This window comes from Cohnella sp. AR92, from assembly GCF_003990975.1.
Classification (GTDB): domain Bacteria; phylum Bacillota; class Bacilli; order Paenibacillales; family Paenibacillaceae; genus Cohnella.
The window spans coordinates 346398-366223 of record NZ_RZJR01000006.1; the positions used below are offsets into that span (position 1 = coordinate 346398).

Annotated in this window: 15 protein-coding genes and 1 riboswitch; of the genes, 3 read left to right on the forward strand and 12 right to left on the reverse strand. The window is 56.3% G+C overall.

Going from position 1 to position 19826, the window contains the following annotated elements:
- Positions 1-22 precede the first annotated feature (22 nt).
- From ELR57_RS12085 to modA, 3 genes are all read right to left on the reverse strand, one after another.
- The gene (locus ELR57_RS12085; protein ID WP_126959317.1) at positions 23-4384 is read right to left on the reverse strand and encodes an S-layer homology domain-containing protein; all 4362 of its coding nucleotides are present in this window, start codon (positions 4382-4384) and stop codon (positions 23-25) included.
- 179 nt (positions 4385-4563) lie between these two features.
- Positions 4564-4749: riboswitch (cobalamin riboswitch) on the reverse strand.
- 81 nt (positions 4750-4830) lie between these two features.
- Positions 4831-5517, reverse strand: a complete 687-nt coding sequence (gene modB, locus ELR57_RS12090) for a molybdate ABC transporter permease subunit (protein WP_126959318.1) — start codon at positions 5515-5517, stop codon at positions 4831-4833.
- Positions 5518-5519: 2 nt separating this feature from the next.
- A complete protein-coding gene (gene modA / locus ELR57_RS12095; protein ID WP_126959319.1) occupies positions 5520-6329 on the reverse strand; it encodes a molybdate ABC transporter substrate-binding protein in 810 nt (269 codons plus the stop codon).
- 160 nt (positions 6330-6489) lie between these two features.
- Here modA and ELR57_RS12100 point away from each other — a divergent pair, with 160 nt between their 5' ends.
- Positions 6490-7452, forward strand: coding sequence for a helix-turn-helix transcriptional regulator (locus tag ELR57_RS12100; RefSeq protein WP_126959320.1), 963 nt, complete (start codon positions 6490-6492; stop codon positions 7450-7452).
- Positions 7453-7674: 222 nt separating this feature from the next.
- Here the strand turns inward: ELR57_RS12100 and ELR57_RS12105 are convergent, their stop codons facing one another.
- The 5 genes from ELR57_RS12105 to rnz all read right to left on the reverse strand — a co-directional run bounded on the left by ELR57_RS12105 (position 7675) and on the right by rnz (position 13288).
- The gene (locus ELR57_RS12105; RefSeq protein WP_126959321.1) at positions 7675-8205 is read right to left on the reverse strand and encodes a hypothetical protein; all 531 of its coding nucleotides are present in this window, start codon (positions 8203-8205) and stop codon (positions 7675-7677) included.
- A gap of 2 nt (positions 8206-8207) precedes the next feature.
- Positions 8208-9770, reverse strand: coding sequence for a tetratricopeptide repeat protein (locus tag ELR57_RS12110; protein ID WP_126959322.1), 1563 nt, complete (start codon positions 9768-9770; stop codon positions 8208-8210).
- A 140-nt stretch (positions 9771-9910) separates the two neighbouring features.
- The gene (gene cyoE / locus ELR57_RS12115) at positions 9911-10831 is read right to left on the reverse strand and encodes a heme o synthase (RefSeq protein WP_126959323.1); all 921 of its coding nucleotides are present in this window, start codon (positions 10829-10831) and stop codon (positions 9911-9913) included.
- A 258-nt stretch (positions 10832-11089) separates the two neighbouring features.
- Entirely contained in the window at positions 11090-12148 is a 1059-nt protein-coding gene (locus ELR57_RS12120) for a DHHW family protein (RefSeq protein ID WP_126959324.1), read from the reverse strand.
- A 195-nt stretch (positions 12149-12343) separates the two neighbouring features.
- Positions 12344-13288, reverse strand: coding sequence for a ribonuclease Z (rnz, locus tag ELR57_RS12125; RefSeq protein ID WP_126959325.1), 945 nt, complete (start codon positions 13286-13288; stop codon positions 12344-12346).
- A 222-nt stretch (positions 13289-13510) separates the two neighbouring features.
- Here rnz and glsA point away from each other — a divergent pair, with 222 nt between their 5' ends.
- The gene (gene glsA / locus ELR57_RS12130) at positions 13511-14452 is read left to right on the forward strand and encodes a glutaminase A (RefSeq protein ID WP_126959326.1); all 942 of its coding nucleotides are present in this window, start codon (positions 13511-13513) and stop codon (positions 14450-14452) included.
- Between the two features lie 439 nt (positions 14453-14891).
- A complete protein-coding gene (locus ELR57_RS12135) occupies positions 14892-16727 on the forward strand; it encodes a UbiD family decarboxylase (protein ID WP_126959327.1) in 1836 nt (611 codons plus the stop codon).
- 3 nt (positions 16728-16730) lie between these two features.
- On the opposite strand, the gene ELR57_RS12140 is transcribed toward ELR57_RS12135, so the two are convergent.
- The 4 genes from ELR57_RS12140 to ELR57_RS12155 form a co-directional block, all read right to left on the reverse strand.
- Positions 16731-17477: a hypothetical protein gene (locus tag ELR57_RS12140; protein ID WP_126959328.1), complete on the reverse strand. Its 747-nt coding sequence runs from the start codon at positions 17475-17477 to the stop codon at positions 16731-16733.
- The gene (cysC, locus tag ELR57_RS12145) at positions 17474-17995 is read right to left on the reverse strand and encodes an adenylyl-sulfate kinase (RefSeq protein ID WP_126959329.1); all 522 of its coding nucleotides are present in this window, start codon (positions 17993-17995) and stop codon (positions 17474-17476) included. The genes ELR57_RS12140 and cysC overlap by 4 nt, the downstream gene beginning before the upstream one ends.
- A 128-nt stretch (positions 17996-18123) precedes the next feature.
- Positions 18124-18855 (reverse strand): YebC/PmpR family DNA-binding transcriptional regulator, encoded by a 732-nt coding sequence (locus tag ELR57_RS12150; protein WP_126959330.1) that lies wholly within the window; start codon positions 18853-18855, stop codon positions 18124-18126.
- Between the two features lie 48 nt (positions 18856-18903).
- On the reverse strand, positions 18904-19665 hold the full coding sequence (locus ELR57_RS12155) for a DUF2087 domain-containing protein (RefSeq protein WP_238162495.1): 762 nt from the start codon (positions 19663-19665) through the stop codon (positions 18904-18906).
- Positions 19666-19826: the final 161 nt, after the last annotated feature.

Here is a 19826-nt window from a genome sequence, read left to right on the forward strand (position 1 = left end):
TTGCTTAGCTCAAATCATTTCCTTATTTGACGTCTGTCAGGTCATAGAGCCTAGGGAGCCCTTCTGCGAAACGTTCGTATGCGACAAGCGCATACATCGCTTGATCGGTCGCCATGGCGTCGGTGTTCCCCGGACTCGCTCCGCCATTGGCGACGCCGCCGGTTTTGACGTGATAGAATCCGCCCTCAGGGGCCGCGAAGCTTAACAGCGCCTCGAGAGCCGAATGCCCGTTCTTCACGAACCGGGCATCCGCGGCCGGATCGATGCCGAGACTTGTCAGGGCCACGATTACCTGAGCGATGCTCTCCGAGTTCACGGTCTGCGAGATCGCGAAGCTTCCGTCCGCCAGTTGGGCCTTGGACAGCCAAGCGACGCCGCGGTCGACCGCCGCATGCACCTTCTCATTCGTATCGTAGTACGGTGCGAGCGCTTGGAGCGCCATCGACGTGATGTCCGGATCGGATTCCTTCGCGTTGGCGCCGAGGGCCCATCCGCCGCCGGCCACTTCGCGCTTCAGGATGAAGTCGATCAGCAACTCCCGCGTTGTCTGCGTCTTGACGCCGGTCACGGCCGGTATCTCGTAATTCCGGCTGTCGAGAGCGATCAGCGCGAAGATCGGGCCGTTGATGCCCTGCTTGATCAACGTCTCGTAATCCGCGAGCTTATCGAGCAGGTTGTACCCTGCCGCATCCGTGACGCTCTTGCCTAAGGCCGACAGGGCCAGAATTACCCGGTCGTATTCCGTGTACTTCACCGAATGCAGGTTGCCAAGCTTGTCTTTTAACGTCTTGTTCAAGTTCTCGATATATTTATCGTAATAAGACTCCGGAACTTGAACCCCCGAACGGGACAGACCGAATACCGTCCACTCTCCTCCGATGCTGCCGACGATCGGATCGGCGATCGTCTTCTGCATGTACGCGGCGGTCATCGGAATGAGCTTTTGTACTTTGTTGCGCAGATCTTCGGCCGTCGACCCTTCGTCCGCCTTGTGCTCGTTCCGGTAGTCATATGCTCTCATGGCGACCACGATCGCCATCTCGCGCGTTACCGAATCCTTCGGAGCGAATCGATCGCCCTGCCCCTTCATGATCTGAAGCGAGAGAATCTTCTGCACGTCTGACTTCGCCCAAGCCGATACTTGGTCCATATCCTTCAGCGATTCGGCTGCGGTCGCCGATTCAAGATCGAGTGCCCTAGACAGGATCGAAGCCATCTGCTCCCGGGTAATCCGGTCGTTCGGGTTGAACTTGTCGCCATAACCGCTGACGAAGCCGGCCTGTTGCGCGGTATTCACGTAAGCGTAGAACCACTTGTCTTCTGTGACGTCCGTGAAGCCGTTCGTCTTCGTCTCGGATGCGGCTATTCCGAGGACGCTTACCAGAAGCTTCGCGAATTCGGCTTTGGTAATCGAAGCCTGGGGACTCAGCTTGCCGCCGCTGCCTTGCACGAAGCCTTGGCTCGCAGCCTTGCTCATCGAGTCGAATGCCCAGCTAGAGACGCTTGCCGCATCCGAATACTGCTTCTTCAGATCAAAGTCTTCGGTTGCCGGTGCCGCAATGCCGTAAGTCAGATACGTCGTAAAATGATTCGTCTTCACGATCAGATCGTTGCCGTCCGCATAGGCGTAGGCGAACTTCTCTTGTCCGGCCGTGGCGTAAGCTCCTTGCTCGTCGGACTTGTAGATCGTGATCGGAGTGAACTTCCCGTTCTCGACGAAGCCGGCCAGCTGGTCCTTCGCCCCTGCGATCGTCAACGTAACGGGCCTGTCAAAGACGAAGGAGTCGTTATCGCTTCCCATCGAGAACGAATGAACGATGCCTTTAAGCTCCCGGCCTTCGCTCAGGCTTTCCTTGACCAGCCCGGCGAGCTTGTCGGCGTTCGCGGCGTCCGCGAACATCTCGAGCGTCTCTCCGCCAGCCTTGAGCTGCGTTCCGTAATCAATTGCAAGCTTATAATCGCCTCTGGTAACGATCAGGTTGGGAATGGCGGCTTTAACCGCCTTAAGGTTAATAAAGAACTTGAATGGCGACGTTGCCGGAATGTCGTAATAAATCTTACCGGAAGACTTATCCGGATACAGGACGTCCAGTACGAAGTCCTGCTGCTGCTCCGTCGGGAGCTTGACCACGACGTCGCCTTCTTCGGCTCCTTCGCTTCCGCCGTCCATCGGCCGCTTGCCCGGATCTTGGCCGAGGTCCTCGCCTAGATTCGTCGTGTAGCGCCATTGAACCCTATCGCCGTTCTTAAGCGTGTAATTGCTCGCGCCGTAATTCGGATATTTGCCGTTGACGCTGTACATCCAGCCGCTGCCGGAGCCGTGATCGAATTCGCCGTCTCCCGCTATGGATTGCAAGTAGACGCTGTCGTACTTGTCCGTCCATGCGTAGCTGTACTCGATGTTCCTCGCGTCAAGCTCGCGCTGAAGGACGCTCCATACGGTGTCGCCCCCGTACAGCTCGACGCTTGCCGGATCAAGGACATACCCCTTGCCGATCGTATTCTTGTCGATGGAGAGGGTGATCTTGCCCGTCGAAGCTTGTCCGCCGCCGGTCCCTCCGCCCGAGTTGACGGCGGCCGTCGAGTAAGCGACGTAGTCGGTAAAGTGATTGGTCTTGACGATCAGGTCGGGGCCGCTATCGTATGCATATTCGTCCAAGCCGCTTTCGATTCCTTCCGAGTCGGATGCGAATCGCGCGATCGGATGCGCGGATCCGCTCTCGATATAAGCGGCGGACTTGCCCTTCATGCCCGAGAACGTAAGGGTGACATAGGAGTCGAACTCGACCCGGTCCGTTCCTCCCATCGAGAAGGCTTGGGAGATCGAATCGAGAGATCGGCCTTTCTCCACGATTTTGCCGATCGTGCTCTTTAGGGCGTCGCTGGCCGGATCAAGCTTCGTCAGCCACTCAAGCTCCGAACTGTCTCCGCGCGTTACCTCCGAATTCCGCGGAAGGAGGACCGAAACGCTGCCCTTTACGGCTTCGATTCCCGGCAGCTTGCTTCCGAACGGAAGCTTAAAGCTAACGGCGGAATCCGAGTCGTCCGGGATTGCGACCTTGATCGTGCGGGAAGAGTCAGCTGCGGAGACCAGAATTCGATAGCTGCGATGATCGGCCGGAATCTCAATGCTTGCCGGATCCTCATCGGGGAGGTTGATTTGTACGGGGCCGCCTGCATTGATGCCCGTATCCGTCATCTCGTATAAGCGGGTCTGTCCCTGCTTCATCCGTTCGTAGGCGACGAGCGCGTAGGTTCCTTGATCGGTCGCCATTCCGTTCGCGGCGCCCGTCAGAACGTGCTTGAACCCGCCTGTCGGCACGGCGAAGCTTAGCAAAGCGTCGATCGCGGAGATTCCGTTCTTGACGAATCTCGGATCCGTTGCCGAATCGATTCCCAATTCGGATAAGGCCGTAATGACCTGAGCGATACTCTCGCTGCTGACCGTTCCGTAGCTCGCGAAGCCTCCCGTCGAATTCTGGGCATTCGACAGCCAGGTCACCGCGCGGTCGACGGCCGCTCTGACGTTCTCGTTCGAGTCATAGTACGGAGCCAGAGCCTGGAGTGTCATGGCGGTCAGATCGACGTCCGCAGCCGAGGTGCCGAGCGCCCATCCCCCCGCTTGCGCGGTTCCGGCCTTGATTTCCTTGCTCAGAAGATAGGCTAGGAGCTTCTCTCGCGATGCCTGGGTCTTCCCTTCGGCGGCCTGCGGGAACTCGAATTGAAGGGTATCCATAGCGATTAAAGCGAAGATTGGACCGTTAATTCCTTGCTTGACGATATAATCGTAATCGGATAAGGCCTGCGTGATGTCGTACCCCGCTACATAGCGCGGATCCAATCCCGCCGAGGCGAATCCGATGATCAATCTGGAATGCTCGGTGCTCCTGTTCTTGTCCAGAACGCCGCCGTTGGCGTTCATTAGATTCTTAACGCTGTTAACGACATTCTTGCGATAGATCTCATAATAGTTGGCAGGCACCGAATAGCCGGCTCTCGCAAGCGAGAGTACGCTCCATTCGCCGCCGGAAGTGCTGAATGTCGGGTTCGGAACGTCGGCCAGAATCTTCGCCAGGTTCTTCTCCAACTGCTCGCTGACCGCGTCCGGGCTGGCCAGCTCCTCCGAATCGCTCAGCGCATTCAGACTGCCCGGATCTTCCGATTGGTTCGGTTCTTCAAGGCTGCTCGGTTCTTTCGAGGCGTTCGGATCTTCAACATTGCTAGGTTCTTCAAGACTGCTTGCATCTTCTGAACGGCCGATCGACGCTTGAAGCCCGTCCTCCGCTGCGAAGGCTCGGCTAGGCGCGACTCCAACGTTCGCGGCGAATAACGTAATGAAAAGGACAAAAGCCAGTAACCCGTATAAAGTTTTCTTTATCTTCATGCCTCTCAACCTTTCGACTAGCTAAACTCAACTGCAGGTCCATCCATGTTCTGCATCATGCCTCCGTCGCGTACAAACCAAAAAAACCTCTTAACCCAGTAGGTTAAGAGGTTTAATCCATGCCGCGGTCGTCAAGTTTACCAGCCATGAATCAAACACCCCCTATCGCTCGTAGAGTTGATGGTGTTGTCATTCAGGCAGGTCTTCTGGCTCGAGAGTCGATGCGCTTGCTGCCTTCCCGGTTGCCCAGTGGCGCATTAGCAAGAGCTTCTCTCTTACAGCGGCGGGACCGCGCGGGATTCTCACCCGGCTTCCCTTTTAATCCTTGCGTAAGACGGCAAGGAACCTGAACTCCTATTCGATTAGTCTCTATCTTATCGCGTTCCTATGAATTTGTCATTGCTTGTTCTTGTCGCATTCCTGATATTTTTGCGTCCGGCGTTCTCTCAGCGGTTGAACGACTCGGATGCCGAAGCCTTCCGGCCCCTTCCCGTCGCCAGCAGCATCAGGAACGAGATGATGAGAATCGTTCCGGTCCAAGCCCATGCCAGCTTCGTATGCCCCGCGTCGACGGCGACATAGATCGCGGTCGGAAGCGTCTGGGTCCGCCCCGGGATATTCCCGGCGATCATCAGCGTGGCGCCGAACTCCCCCAACCCTCTCGCGAAACCGAGAATAAACGCGGTCACCAGCGAACGGTAGCTGAGCGGCAGCGTGATATACCGGAACACCTGCCACTCGTTCGCTCCGATCGATCTGCCGGCTTCCTCCAGGCTGCGGTCGACCGAATCGAAGCCCGCTCTGAGCGACTGGTAGACGAGCGGGAATGCGACGACGACCGCCGCGATTACCGCCGCCCACCAGGTGAAGATGATCGGAGCGCGGAATGCCCATTCGATCAGCTGTCCCGCCCAGCTTCGGCGGCCAAGCGCAACCAGCAGGATGAACCCCACGACCGTCGGAGGAAGCACCAGCGGCAGCATGAAGGCCGTCTCGACTAGCACTTTCCCCTTGAACGCTGCGCGGCTCATCCATCTGGCGGCGATCATTCCCGCAATCATGACTATAACGCCGGCCAGTAGAGACACTTGAAGCGACAGTTTGATCGGCTCCCAGTAATTCGCTCCATTCATCGTTATGCCTTAGGCGCCGAGAAGCCGTATTCGGTAAAAATCTTCATGGCGTCATCGGTCTGCAGATAGTCGTAGAAAGCTTTGGCGGCATCCGGATGGCTCGTTGCCGCAACGATGCCGATCGGGTATTCGATCTCCTTATACGTTGCCGGGTCGACCGAGAAGGCGATCTTGACCTTGCCAGAGACGAGCGCGTCCGTCTTGTAGACGAAGCCGACATCCGCGTTGCCGGTCTCTACGTATTGAAGCACTTGCTTGACGTCCTTCCCTTGCACCATCTTGCTCCGCAGAGAAGCCCAAAGGCCCGCTTGGGTAAGGGATTCTTGCGCATATTGGCCGGCTGGAACACTGTCCGGGATGCCGATTGCGACGAATTTTACCGCGTCCGAGGAGAGATCCGTTACGTTTGCAATCCGTGTATCGCTATCCTTCGGAACAACGGCGACCAGTTCGTTGTTCAGGAGCGTCGTCGTTTGATCGGCTTGGATAAGCTCCTTATCGACCAAAGCCTTCATGTTCTTCGTTGCGGCAGAGAGGAACAGGTCGGCTGGAGCTCCCTGCTCGATCTGCTGCTGAAGAGCTCCGGAAGCGCCGAAGTTAAAGCGAAGGGTCACATTTGGCGCCACGGTCGAGTATGCTTTCTGAATGTCGTTTAGAGCGTCGGTCAGGCTGGCCGCGGCGGAGATCGTCAACTCTGCTTTCTCTGCCGGAGCCGCTGCATCTTCCTTCGAATGGTCGTTGCCGCATGCCGCCATCGAGATCATCAAGACGGTCAACAGCAGGAACAGTCCCATTTTCCAGATCGGTCGCATCTCTACAACACCTCTCCAAATTATATCTAATTATATTTATTTATATCTAAACATCATCATACTTAGCGTCTACTGGTTTGACAACCCTGCTTCGCTTCGATTGTGCTACAATACAATCAATCGAACCCTCCATGTGAGAATGTCCAAGGGAGAATGGCGAATGACCGAAGAAATGTCCTACACGACCGAGGAGATTGCGAAGCTCCTGAGAATATCCAAGCTGACGGTATACGACTTGATCAAGAAGGGCGAGCTCCCCGCTTACCGGGTCGGCAAGCAGATGAGGGTGGATTCTACGGATCTGGAAGCTTATAAAAGACGATCCAAGGAGGCCGTCGCCGCCCATGAGGAATCCGGCAAGCCCGTCCATTCCGTTCCGTCGTTCCCCGCCGCCTCTTCCCCCGCTTCCGGCAGCCGGCGTCCGATCGTCATCACCGGGCAGGACGTCAGCCTCGATATCTTGGCGAAGCACATGGAGAAAAACATTCCGGGCGTGCGGCCTCTTCGAGCCTACGTCGGCAGCCTGGACAGCCTGATCGCCATGTACCGCGGAGAATCGGATATCGTCAGCACCCATCTGCTGGACGGAGATACCGGAGAATACAACCTCCCCTACATCCGCAAGCTGCTGATCGGCTCCTCCTACCTGGTAGTGAACCTGCTCAGCCGACAAGCGGGCTTCTATGTGCGGAAGGGCAATCCGAAGAAGCTGTACGGCTGGGACGATCTTAAGCAGCCGGGGCTGCGCATCGTGAATCGCGAGCGAGGCTCGGGGGCGCGAGTTCTGCTGGACGAGCAGCTGCGGCTGAACGGCATTCCGAGCTCCGGACTGGCGGGATATGACCGGGAGGAGAACAATCACCTGGGAGTCGCGGGCAAAGTGGCATCGGGCGAAGCCGATGCCGGAGTCGGCATCGAGAAGGCGGCGGCGATCGTCGGCGGGGTCGATTTTGTCCCGTTGGCGAAGGAACGCTACGATCTTGTTCTGCTCAAGCGTCCGGACAACCTGCCGTGGATCGAGTCCGTCCTGGCGATTCTTCGTTCGGAATCGTTCTTAAGCGAGCTGCGCTCCATCGCCGGCTATGATCTGTCGCTTACCGGCCGGATTCTCCTGGAGACATAAGAAAAACAAATGCGGCGTCCTCTGGACGCGAAATAAAAGGATCGTCCCTGCGCGCCGACGCGCTTGGGAACGATCCTTTTTTCGATTGAGCGGTTTTGGCATCTCGCGTTTACTTCGATTTTCTAAGTAGCGCCGCCCTCGGAGCCCTGTATACGCAGCTGTTACTTCGATTTCCTAAGTAACGCCGCCCTCGGAGAGCCTGAAGCGCCGCTTGAAAACAAGCTACTCCTTGTCTTCCGCAAGATCCCAACGCTCCCTATACTTAAGCAATTGGGGATGAGGCTTCTCCGGCATCTCCGCCAGGATCAGCCTCAGCTTGACGATCCATTCCTCGAACGAGGAGAACGACGCGATAGCATTCGCCATCTCCGGCGTCAAGTAAAGAAAGTACGGAGCGGGGAGCGTCTCCGTCAGATGGCGAAGGGCATAGTCGATCGGAGTGTACTTCTTTCTCTTGCCCTCCCACCTGTCGACGTCGATCCGCTCCTCTCCCCGTTCCTCCAGCCATTCGATCAGCTTTTTCTCCCGTTTATGGAACGCCAGGACCGGCTCCTTGGACATCCTCTTCCAAGTCTCCTCGTGGAGCAAATAAAGAACCAATCGCGAGAAGGAACGGAGCTCCGCCGTATTCGCCGCCCGGTCCAATTGCTCATCCGTTATCCGTTCGAACGAATCGTAGAAAATAAGCGTTCCACGCGTCCGTTCCTCAGGAGGTTCGTATCCGAAGGGTACCTTCTGGACGTTCGCCGGCATTCTCAGTCTCCCTCTCCCGCCAGAGCGTTCAACAGCTCCCGGGCTTCCTCGTGGTCGGGTTCCTGCTCTAAGGCTTGCTTCAAATATTCCGTCGCCCGGTCGTTATCCTCCTGCTCCAAGCAGCAGATCGCCAGACAGTAATACACCATCGGGTCCGGCAGTTCCGCTGCTGCCGCAACCGAGTCTTCCAGGTATCGCCGGGATTCCTCGAACTGATCCATCTCGAAGAGCAGCATGCCGATATCCAGCGCCAGGTCGTATTTCTGCTCCAGGACATAATACGACGACCACATGCGGCGAATGCCGAGCTGCAGATCCAGCTTCTCTTCGTCGGTTGCCTCCGGCATGAGCGTCGAGATTCTTCGTCCGCTCTGGGCGAACCATTCGGCATCGTACCGGCCGAGCCTCCAGAACGCGAGCAGCTGCTGCAGATGCATGTCTTCGATCTGCTTGTCGGCCCATAGCTTGAGGCTAAAGAAATCGTCCGGACCGAAGTTCTCGACGGACCTGCGATAGGCGAGCCTCGTATTCGCGAAGCTCGCGGGGTCTTGCACCGCCAGCAAGCAACCCACGTTAAGGTTCTTGTAATGATGCTCCGTGAAGAGGGCCTGGCCGCCCCTGCTCTCGAACACATGGTTGATCGCATGATAATTGGCCGTCAAGGAGAAGCTGCCGTGCACGACCAGCTTCGGAGGCTCGAGGAAACGCCAGTTGTCCGCCAGATGGTCCCCTTTGTCCGCCGTGAGAAGGATGAAGCCTTCCTGGGACAGGGCTTGCAGCCGTTCCAAGCAACGAAGGCTCGCTTCCGGGAACAGGATATGGGAATCCTCCATCTCTTCCCGATAGAAGGTCAGAATGTCCCGATAGCGGTAATCCGGAGACTCATATTCCGGCGCCCGGCGATGGTTGTAGGACAGCTCCACTGCCGCAATGGCATCCTGGGCTTTCTTCCGGCTGCTTCCCTCTTCAATCTCGATCTCCACGTCGCATTCATAAATATCGCCGTCCCCGACATAGATCAGTTCCTGGGGGAGGCTGTCGAAGAAATAATTGGCGACGACGATCAGCGGCTGCGAGAATTGTCCCTCTCTTATCGACTCGCCCGAAACGACCGGCCGCAGCTCTTCGTCGTATACGGCGTCGAAGCGGGCGAAATCCAGCACGCCTTCGCTGACATATTCCTGGAGGGCGGAATGCCGCCGCCAACCGGCTACGTTATCCGCGACCAAGTCCGTCATGAGGTAACGGTAAGGCGGCAGCGGGATCCCCGCGTATTGGACGAGCTCGTTCAGCGAATGCAGGATGTGCTTCGCCAGCCGCCCGGCCCCCGCCCCAAGCTCGACGATCTGCACCGGCTCATCTAGCTGCTTCCGTGCCGCCAAATCTTGAAGCACGCCGAAGATCATCTCCGCGTACGCCGTTCCGATCATCGGATTGCTCGTTATGTATTGAGGGACTTGGTCGTTTCTCCATGCCTGCAGTCCAAGTTCCTCGTAGTATTGCCGAAGAAGCTCCCAGATCGGGGCTTCGCTGAAGCGATATCGTTTCGCCTTTACTTTATTCATTCGGTCGGGTACCGCCTTTATCTGGATTGAATTGTTCTGGAACCGTAATCTTATCATATCATTTCAGTTTACCCAATGGACCGCGCGAATAAAAAACCATCCCGTCGTCATGGGGATGACTTAACGGGATGGTCCTCGGGTTAGAACAAGGGTTTAATCAGCGAATAGCCGATAATGATCAGCATGACGAACGTCATGTGGTACAAGGAGAAGATGAACATCGTCTTCGACCACCCGTTCTCGGCCATGCGGCGATAACCGACGATGCTGAGAACGAGCCAGGCGATGCTGAGCACCGCGTTGAGGATGGCGATGGCCGGGCTGAAGCTCCAGAACAGCGCGCTGGTCGCCAGCAGCAGAACCAGATAGAAGTTCTGCATGTAGTAAGTGCGTCGAATTCCATAGACGACCGGCAGCATCGGAATGTTCGCGGCTTTGTACTCTTCCATGCGGCGAATGGCGATGGCATAGAAGTGCGGCATCTGCCAGACGAGCATGAGCAAGAAGATCGCGAGCAGCGCCGGATGGCTCAGATCGCTCGTAATGGCCGCCCAACCGATAAGCGGCGGCGTTGCCCCCGACAAGCTGCCGACTTCGGTGTTGTAGACGGTCCGACGCTTCGTCCACATGGTGTAAGGGACAACGTACAGGAACAAGCCGAGGAAACCGAACAGGGCCGCCATCGGGGAAGCCCAATACAGCAGCAGTACGCCCGCCAGCGCCAGCGCGCCGCCGATGATCAGAGCGTTCCTCGCGCTGACCTGGCCGGTAACCGTCGGTCTTTTTCTCGTTCGTTCCATGATGATGTCGATGTCCCGATCGTAGACGTTGTTGATCGCTCCCGCCGCGCCGATGACGAAGGTTGTCCCGATCAAAGCCAGGATGATCTCCCCGATCTTATCGAAGAACGAAACGTCCGAGATGTACAGCGCCATGCAGAGACCCGCGAACATCGAGATGAGGTTCGACTTGATGATTCCTATTTTAATGGTCTCGAATACGATGTTGGTGAATGACCTTACGGATATGCCGTATCCGAGACGATCGGCTTGCGCACGCATGCACGACACTCCTTCCGCTTTCTCTCTCCTCCCATGCTATCACAAAATGAGCTTCGATTCCTCTTCAAATGACACCTAACATGATTCTGTCAAAAACTTGTGTCTCTTTCGTTAACTCCTATGGACAAAAAAGCGGCTTAAAAGCACCCTGTTCCGGATGCGCTTAAACCGCTTGGCATGGAGATCGGATGCCTTACTAGTCTGCGCTTGCGCAAAACTTCTATCCTTCATTTATCCTTAGTCGGATATTTAATGGCATTAATTAAGCAACCCATCGATCGCTTGGGCGATCCCGGCGTTGCGAGCGACCGTCGCGTTGTTCAGGAACAGCACTTCGGTTGCCTGACGCTCCTTCACGAAGTCCGTCAGATTCCCCTTGTAGGTGCGAGGATCGACGAAATAGATCGACTCGTAATGAGGCAGCAGATAAGGAATGAACGGGTTCGCGAAGGAATCCTTCACGACGACCAGCCTGCGTCCGTTCTTGTTGTCGGTCGAGATCTCTCCCCAAGGATAGTCGCCTCCCAAGAACACGGAATAAAGCCCGATGCTGTCGTTCGCATACTTCGCGTTCACGACGTCCCGCTTCATCGGTTGGTTTTTCGTCGAGTAGGCGGTGTACGTATAGTTCGTTTGGGGAACGTAATACGCGATCGTATCGGGCTTCGTCCTCAGCGCCTCGCTCTTGAGCGTTTTGTATTCGGTGCCGAGGAAGCCGTCGATCGTTCCTTCTTTGTATTGGCTGAGGCTCGCCGGTTTCTCCCCGATCGTCTCCATAAACCGGGAATAGGCGTAGTACGCGCCTAGAGCCGTCCAATGATGATCGGTTCGGAAGAACACGTATTCGTCGAGGTGCGTCGCAATGGCGTTATAAGCGTCAACCTGGTTGATCTCCGAATCCAGCTTCTCGTTAATGCGGGCGAACGCTTCCTTCTCCGAATCCGAATTCTGCTTGGCCAACTCGCTCGTCTCGAATTCCGCAGCCGTCGGAGCCAGAAGCGAATAAACGCGAATGGTCGGATCGATGCTTTTCTTGAACTTGTTCAATGCCTCGGCGTATTGATCGGCCGCGTTCGGGTCGTAAGCGAACAAGGTGACCGCCGTATTGCCGGACAGGAAGTATTTGACGGCTCCCTGGCTGATGATCTGATCCTCCGCTTCTACCGGGGTCTCCGCAGACTGCTTGGCCGCGTGGGAAGCCGCGGGCTCGGCATCGTTCTTTTCATTGTCCGCGCGAGTATGAATTATGCCGAAGATCCCCACTGCCGCGAGGAAAACAATAAAAATAGTAAGCGTGAGTTTAAACGAAGCTTTCATCCTGCATATCCTCCATGAACAATCATTCTAAAATCCTATTTACAATCCATAATGATTAGAGTACAAGTCCTAATTTAAATATTCTACGATACAAATCTTAATTTTTCTTAAAAATCGTGATGGAAAATAAAAGATCGCCTCCCGGCAGTCGGGAAGCGATCTTGTTAGATGTTGCATAAGGATAGGCGTCGAGCCTTATTCCACCTTCGTTGAGGCAGCCGAGATCTCGAATTCTCTCCCGTCGTATGCGGCGTGCAGATTGGCGAAAATACCGCGGGCATCGTCCACCATCCGCTCGACGTCCTCCTCCCCGAACCGGGCGCTGAAATGTGTGACGACGAGACAACCGGCTCTCGCGGCATGGGCTGCTTGGGCGGCTTGCGCGATAGTCGAATGCCCGTACGCCTCCGCCTTCTCTTCCATGCCCGCCGCGAAGGTCGATTCATGGACGAGTAGATCCGCATCCCGCGCCAGCTCGACCGCATTCGCGCACGGCGCCGTATCTCCTAGAATGGCGACCGTCAAGCCCGGCTGAGGCGAGAGCAGCACCTCTTCGGGCTTGATTGCCGAACCGTCCTCCAGCACGATAGACTCGCCGCGCTTCAGCTTGCCGTATGCGGGACCCGGAGGGATCCCCAGATGAGCCAGCTTCTCCAGATCAAGCGCGCCGCTCTTCGGCGACTCCAAGATCCGATACCCGAAGCATTGAATCCGATGATCCAGCTCTTCGGCTTCGACGCGGAAGCTCTCGTCCTCGAACGCGACTTGCCCTCCGTCCAATTCAAGGATCTCCAGTTCATAGTCCAGATGCACCTGGCTGATCTCCATGATCGTCTCCAGATAAGCTCTTAATCCCTTCGGCCCATGAACCGTCAGCTTCCCGGCCCCTTCGATGAAGGAGCGGCTCGTCAGAATGCCCGGCAATCCGTATAGGTGGTCCCCGTGAAGATGGGTGATGAAGATTCGGTCCAGCTTGCTCAGCTTTAGCTGCTTTATGCCAAGCAGCCGATGCTGCGTGCCTTCCCCCGCATCGAACAGCCAGAAACGGTTATGCCGTTCGGGAAAATGAAGCGCGATGGAAGTGACATTGCGTTCGAGAGTCGGGCGTCCCGCCCCCGTGCCCAGAAAGATAAGCTTCATCTTAAGTCATCCCCTTCCCGCCATGAAGCCATCCGAATAGGTTTAGTATGTCATCGATGAAGTCCTTCGATTAGGATAACACGCCGGAAGGACGAAGAATAGAATGAGCCTGTACGCAATTAGCCCTTGATAAACTTCAGCAATTTTCCGATAATAGCCTACATCAGAAGCCGGAGGACGGTGCGTAGCATCCTCTTCGCGGCAAAAAGGGGAAGTGTCATCATGACTACGGCAGATTGGCAACGCCTGGAGACAAGCTTGCCGGCATGGGTATCCGAATGCCGGGGCTACACGGCGCAGGGCAAAGTCGCCTCCTACATTCCGGAGCTGTCCAAGGCTCCCAAGGACGCGCTGGGGATCACGATTATGAGCTCGGACGGCAGGAGCGTATCCGCAGGGGACAGCGAGCTGGCGTTCACCATGCAGAGCATCTCGAAGGTGTTCACGCTTATTCTCGCGCTGATGGACAACGGCGAGGAAGCCGTCTTCCGGAAGGTCGGCATGGAGCCGACGGGGGACAACTTCAATTCGATGCTCAAGCTGGAGCTCGTGCAGCCGGGAATACCCTTCAACCCGCTGATCAACGCGGGCGCGATCACGATCTCCTCGCTGATCAAGGGCAACGGTTCCGCCGAGAAGTCGGCGCGGATTCTGCAATTCTTCAAGCGCCTCTCCGGCAACGCTTCGCTCGCTTACGATTCCGACGTCTACCTCTCGGAATCCGATACCGGCGACCTGAACCGGTCGATGGCGTACCTGCTCAAGGATCACGGCGTTCTCGAAGGCAAGGTGGACGACGTCCTCGACGTCTACTTCCGTCACTGCTCGATCCGGGGGACCTGCGCCGACCTGGCTCGCATGGCTCTCGTGCTCGCCAATAACGGCAGCGATCCGCTCACGGGAGAGATCCTGATCCCCCGCCGCTACGTCCAGATCGCCAAGACGTTCATGACGACCTGCGGCATGTACAACGCCTCCGGCGAATTCGCCATCCAGGTGGGTCTCCCGGCCAAGAGCGGCGTGTCCGGCGGCATTCTCGCCCTGCTTCCCGGCCGGTACGGAATCGGCGTCATCGGCCCGGCGCTTAACGCCAAGGGCAACAGCTGCGCGGGCGTTCGTCTTCTGGAGACGATTTCTCAAGAGATGGATTGGAGCATGTTCTGAAGCGAGGAACCGGAAGTAGGTCTAATAGTGATCTGGATCTTTGGCCCAAATCCCTTAAGGATGAGGGTCTATTTTTCTGCCCTAATTCTCAATCTGCAATATGGCTTTGGCAATTCGCTCAAATCCCATGTCTCGGCCCTCTTACCCGACATTGTCGGGGTACTGCTTCTCGATCCTATGTCGCGACTCTCTAACCGACATTGTCGGGTTACAGCTTCTCGAATCCCATGTCTCGGCCCTGTAACCCGAATTTATCGGGTTACATCCGACCAGCGCTTTCCCTTCCCCGTTTCGCCTCTGTTTGGCCTCCGTTCGGCCTCCGTTTGGCGTTCGTTTCTTCGACAACCCTTCGACAATCCGCCGCCTTTCATTGAGAACATTCGCGGATTGCGATATTCTGTTAATATCCTTTTCTATCGTCGATTGGAGATTATCCGTTATGTATAAGAGTTTGGAAGAATGCGTCCTGGATTTGGAGCGCCACGGGCATCTTGTTCGCGTCCGCGAGGAAGTCGACCCGCACCTGGAGATGGCGGCCATCCATCTGAAAGTATACGAAGCCGGCGGCCCGGCCCTGCTGTTCGAACGCGTGAGAGGCACCGCCTTCCCGGCCGTGTCCAACTTGTTCGGAACGCTCGAACGCAGCAAGTTCATCTTCCGGCACACGCTTGCCAACGTGCAGAAGGTCGTGCAGCTGCGCGACGATCCGATGCAGGCGCTCCGGCATCCGCTGCAGAACATCTCCTCCGGCTTCGCCGCTCTTAAGGCGCTGCCGTCGAAGAAGTCGAGCAGCTTCCCCGTTGCCGAGCAGGAGATCCGGATCTCCGATCTTCCTCTCATCAAGCACTGGCCGATGGACGGAGGCGCCTTCGTGACGCTGCCTCAAGTCTATTCGGAAGATCCCGACAAACCTGGGATCATGAATTCCAATCTTGGCATGTACCGCGTCCAGCTTAGCGGCAACGACTATCGCCTGAACGAAGAGATCGGGCTTCATTATCAGATTCATAGAGGCATCGGCATCCACCAGGAGAAGGCGAATCGTCGCGGCGAGCCGCTCAAGGTGAGCTGCTTCGTCGGCGGTCCTCCCGCCCACATGCTGTCCGCCGTAATGCCGCTGCCCGAAGGGCTGAGCGAGCTGCTGTTCGCCGGCCTGCTCGCCGGCCGCCGCTTCCGTTACAGCTACCGGGACGGCTATTGCATCAGCAACGACGCCGACTTCGTCATCACCGGCGAGATTCATCCGATGGATACGAAGCCGGAGGGCCCCTTCGGCGATCACTTAGGCTATTACAGCCTCGCCCATCCCTTCCCCGTCATGAAGGTCCGGAAGGTGTACGCGAAGAAGAACGCCATCTGGCCGTTTACCGTCGTCGGCCGGCCCCCTCAGGAGGATACCTCCTTCGGGGAACTGATCCACGAGATTACCGGAGACGCGATCAAGCAGGAGATTCCCGGCGTCAAGCAGGTTCATGCCGTCGACGCGGCGGGCGTTCATCCGCTCCTCCTCGCGATCGGCAGCGAGCGCTACACGCCTTACCTGAACACGAAGAAGCCGACCGAGCTGCTTACGATAGCCAACCGGATTCTCGGCACCAACCAGCTCAGCCTGGCGAAGTATCTGTTCATCACGGCGGAGGACAATCGTCCTCTCGATACGCACGATATCGTCGATTTTCTTACCTATATCCTGGAGAGAATCGATCTGCGGCGAGACCTCCACTTCCACACGAATACGACCATCGACACGCTCGATTATTCGGGCGGCGAGCTGAACGGCGGCAGCAAGGTCGTATTCGCCGCCTATGGAGACGTTCGCCGCGAGCTGTGCCGCGAGGTTCCCGACTCTCTGAAGGCCATTCGCGGATTCGAGAACGCCAAGCTGGTCATGCCTGGAATCGTCGCCCTTCAAGCCTCAAGGTTCGTCAGCTATGAAGCGGCGGCGAGCGAGCTCCAGGGGTTGTGCGAAGAGCTTCGCGCCCGCGGAGAGCTGGAAGGCTGTCCGATGCTGCTAGCGTGCGACGACAGCGAATTCGTAAGCGCAAGCCTCGCGAACTTCCTCTGGGTCGCGTTTACGCGCAGCAACCCGTCCCACGACATTTATGGCGTGGGCAGCGCTTACGAGAACAAGCATTGGGGCTGCGATAACGTTATCCTGGACATCCGGCTTAAGCCTCACCACGCGCCTCCGCTCATACCGGATCCGGTTGTCGAGAAGAACATCGGCCGCTTCTTCGCAAGCGGCGCCAGCTTAAGCGGTATCAAGAATGTATGATGGCTACAATGCGCCAGGAACAAGCACACCCGTTTGTTTAAAGCTGCGAATCGCTGCCTTCGCCTCGGAGGGGAGAGACAGAATCCTCTTCGCCAGACGGGAACGCACATAGGAATAAACCTCAAGATCGACATCGACAAGCTCTTCAATGCCGCGGAGTTCCGCCCAGGAGAGTTTGTCGTTTTTTCTAATGTCGTCCCTGCTGTTCTCCTTGAACATCTTGACTTCTCCCCAACCGAACCTTTCCTGCCATAAGTAAACGGTCTCTTCGAACCTCTCCACCGTCCCCAGAATCGGATATTTCCGCTCGATGATCTCTATCGCTTCCGCAGCGGTCGCGTTCAGCTTGCCCGTCAGCATGGTTGTCTGGTAATTGCGGAAAGCATACATAAGCTCGGAAGGCAGCTTAAGGAATTGCTTCAAGCTCCCGTTCCCCATCCATTGATGAAACGGATGATCCGCTCTCCTGACGATATAGGAATGGTAAGAGAGAATCGCATCGACCGGATTACGCATCACGGACGTATATTCGCATGAACGAGGGATATCGTCATGGAGTCCATAGAAGAAGTGCCCGAACAGGCATTCATAATGAAAAGGAAGCACCCTCAATAGTTGCTGCCAGCTCTCCCAATCGTTCATATCGATAACGCCTAGCCGTTCCTTGTATTGCTCGTAGAACATCGATGCCGCGCTAGTCCCTGCCGCTTTGGGAATGTGAACGTAGAGAATCATCGGTCCGACGCTCATCGGATCCACTTCCGAATGGCCGCAACGAGCCGGTCCGCGCTCTGCTTCGGCGACATCTCCAACGTTGGAATGACAAGATCAGGGCTAACGGGGATATCGTAAGCATCGCTAAGTCCCGTGAAGTGGGCGATTTGCCCCTCGAGCGCTTTCCGGTAGAGCCCCTTCACGTCGCGACGCGCGCACTCGGCGAACGGGCATTCCACATAGATCTCGCGATATTGGCTCAGCATCGCCCTGGCATAGGCCCTCATCTCCCGGTAGGGAGTGATAAAGGGCACCAAGACGGTGACGTCATGCTTGGCGAGCAAGCCGGCTACGTAGACGGTTCGCTTCACGTGCCGCATTCGATCGTCGTAGGTATATCCAAGCTCCGGGTTAAGCGCGAGGCGCACCTCGTCTCCATCCAGAACCTCCACTCGCATCCCTTCTTCCACGAGGATCCGCTCCGTCAGACGGGCAATCGTGGACTTTCCCGAGCCGGACAATCCGGTGAACCAGCAGACCAAGCCTTCGTTCATGGCCAACCCTCCCTAAGTAGCATATTCAACGGAGGTGCAACGGTATGGACGAGACGGCCGTTCTCCCGAAAAAAACGGCGCGGATCGAGCTTTCGCTCTCTCCGCGCCGTTACCTTGCCCAGGTTCTCTTATTCTTCGTCCTCGTCCGCCAATTCTACGTTATGATACACCTGCTGGACATCTTCGAGATCGTCCAACGCGTCGATGATCTTCTCGAAACTAGGCAGCGATTCCTCCGGCAGCGTCACATACGTCTGAGGAATCATCGTCAACTCCGCGACCGTGAACTCCGTCACGCCCATGCTCTTGATTGCGTCTTGAACGGCATGGAACTGCTCCGGATCGGAATAAACGACGACCGATTCGTCTTCTTCCACGACGTCGCGCACGTCTACGTCCGTCTCAAGCAGCAATTCCATCACGTCGTCTACCGACTTGCCGGTCAGGCCGATGACGGCCGCCGAGTCGAACATGTAAGCAACCGAGCCGGATACGCCCATGTTGCCGCCGTTCTTGCTGAACGCGGCGCGAACGGAGGAAGCCGTACGGTTGACGTTGTTCGTCAGCGTGTCGACGATGATCATCGAACCATTCGGGCCGAAGCCTTCATAACGAAGCTCGACGTAGTTCTCATCCCCGGAACCCTTGGCTTTCTCCAGGGCGCGATCGATGATCGCCTTCGGCACGTTATATGTCTTCGCGCGTTCCAGGACCACTTTAAGAGCGCGATTCGCTTCCGGATCCGGCTCGCCTTTCTTGGCGGCAACGTAAATCTCGATCCCGAATTTGGCATAAATCTTGCTATTGCTCGCGTCCTTCGACGCTTTCTTGTTCTTAATGTTGTTCCATTTGCGTCCCATGATCTGTCCTGCTTTCTTTATTTATAATATTGCATTATACCAAATGACTCATTGCTTAATCCAGTACAAGCTGCCATTCGGTTCCCGATCCATGAATCCGTACTCGATCAAATACCTTCTCAACGTGGCAAAATCGGCATGCCGCTTCTTCAGGACCTCATTGACTTCCTTCTCCGTATACTTCTTGTTATCCGAGAATTGCCGCGCCAGATGCCGCAGGACGACCAGCTTGCGCTTCTCCTTGCGCGGGATCTCGCTTAGCGGTCCGTCCGGGCCTTCCTTAAAGTAAATCTTCATGACGCTCTCTCGTTCTTGCTCGGTTACTGCATATCTCTCATCCACCATAGTCGCCGTCTTATGAGGCGTAATCAATCGCTGAGGCTTGGCCGTTCGACCGTCCGCCAGCTCCATCAGAGCCAGGAATACCTTAGCCTGCTTCGCTCTCTCCCGCAGGGCGAAACGATGATTGCGAATCGTCGACGAGCTCCCTCCTTCCATTGTCTTCACGATCTCATTGTCGGACAAACCTTCATGAAACAGCGTCAATAATCTTTTCTGCAGATCGGTAAGCCCCGTCAGCTTCTTGTCCAGTCCCATCAGGTATTCGAACATCGAGCCATGAGCCTCCGCTAGATGAACCTGCACGAATCGAGAGGCTTCGTAGAAAACCCCATCGTGAGGAAAGACGATGCCTTGTTCGAAGCTCTCCCCGCACGCAAGGCAAAGATAGGCTCCTTGCTCTTCGCGATAGGCGTACCCTTGAACCAACTCGTGAAGCGGCACTTCCCAGAACAAATCCGACACTTGCATATCGCCGACACCGTCCATAATTGTTTGTTTAATATATAGACATTTTATTATTATGTCTATTATTTGTAAACACCCTGCTGTTCCTGCTTCGAAAAGTGCAATGACTGCGAAGACGAACTCGTAGGCTAATTCGCCTTCCACCGAGTACGCATAGAAGGAAT

Bases quoted from the DNA above. Each gene is read 5' to 3' on its own strand.
- rnz (WP_126959325.1), bottom strand. From the start codon at position 13,288: ATGAAGCTTATCTTTCTGGGCACGGGGGCGGGACGCCCGACTCTCGAA.
- ELR57_RS12085 (WP_126959317.1), bottom strand. From the start codon at position 4,384: ATGAAGATAAAGAAAACTTTATACGGGTTACTGGCTTTTGTCCTTTTC.
- glsA (WP_126959326.1), top strand. From the start codon at position 13,511: ATGACTACGGCAGATTGGCAACGCCTGGAGACAAGCTTGCCGGCATGG.
- ELR57_RS12140 (WP_126959328.1), bottom strand. From the start codon at position 17,477: ATGAGCGTCGGACCGATGATTCTCTACGTTCACATTCCCAAAGCGGCA.
- ELR57_RS12120 (WP_126959324.1), bottom strand. From the start codon at position 12,148: ATGAAAGCTTCGTTTAAACTCACGCTTACTATTTTTATTGTTTTCCTC.
- ELR57_RS12105 (WP_126959321.1), bottom strand. From the start codon at position 8,205: ATGCCGGCGAACGTCCAGAAGGTACCCTTCGGATACGAACCTCCTGAG.
- ELR57_RS12150 (WP_126959330.1), bottom strand. From the start codon at position 18,855: ATGGGACGCAAATGGAACAACATTAAGAACAAGAAAGCGTCGAAGGAC.
- ELR57_RS12100 (WP_126959320.1), top strand. From the start codon at position 6,490: ATGACCGAAGAAATGTCCTACACGACCGAGGAGATTGCGAAGCTCCTG.
- cysC (WP_126959329.1), bottom strand. From the start codon at position 17,995: ATGAACGAAGGCTTGGTCTGCTGGTTCACCGGATTGTCCGGCTCGGGA.
- ELR57_RS12155 (WP_238162495.1), bottom strand. From the start codon at position 19,665: ATGCAAGTGTCGGATTTGTTCTGGGAAGTGCCGCTTCACGAGTTGGTT.
- ELR57_RS12110 (WP_126959322.1), bottom strand. From the start codon at position 9,770: ATGAATAAAGTAAAGGCGAAACGATATCGCTTCAGCGAAGCCCCGATC.
- ELR57_RS12135 (WP_126959327.1), top strand. From the start codon at position 14,892: ATGTATAAGAGTTTGGAAGAATGCGTCCTGGATTTGGAGCGCCACGGG.
- modB (WP_126959318.1), bottom strand. From the start codon at position 5,517: ATGAATGGAGCGAATTACTGGGAGCCGATCAAACTGTCGCTTCAAGTG.
- modA (WP_126959319.1), bottom strand. From the start codon at position 6,329: ATGCGACCGATCTGGAAAATGGGACTGTTCCTGCTGTTGACCGTCTTG.
- cyoE (WP_126959323.1), bottom strand. From the start codon at position 10,831: ATGCGTGCGCAAGCCGATCGTCTCGGATACGGCATATCCGTAAGGTCA.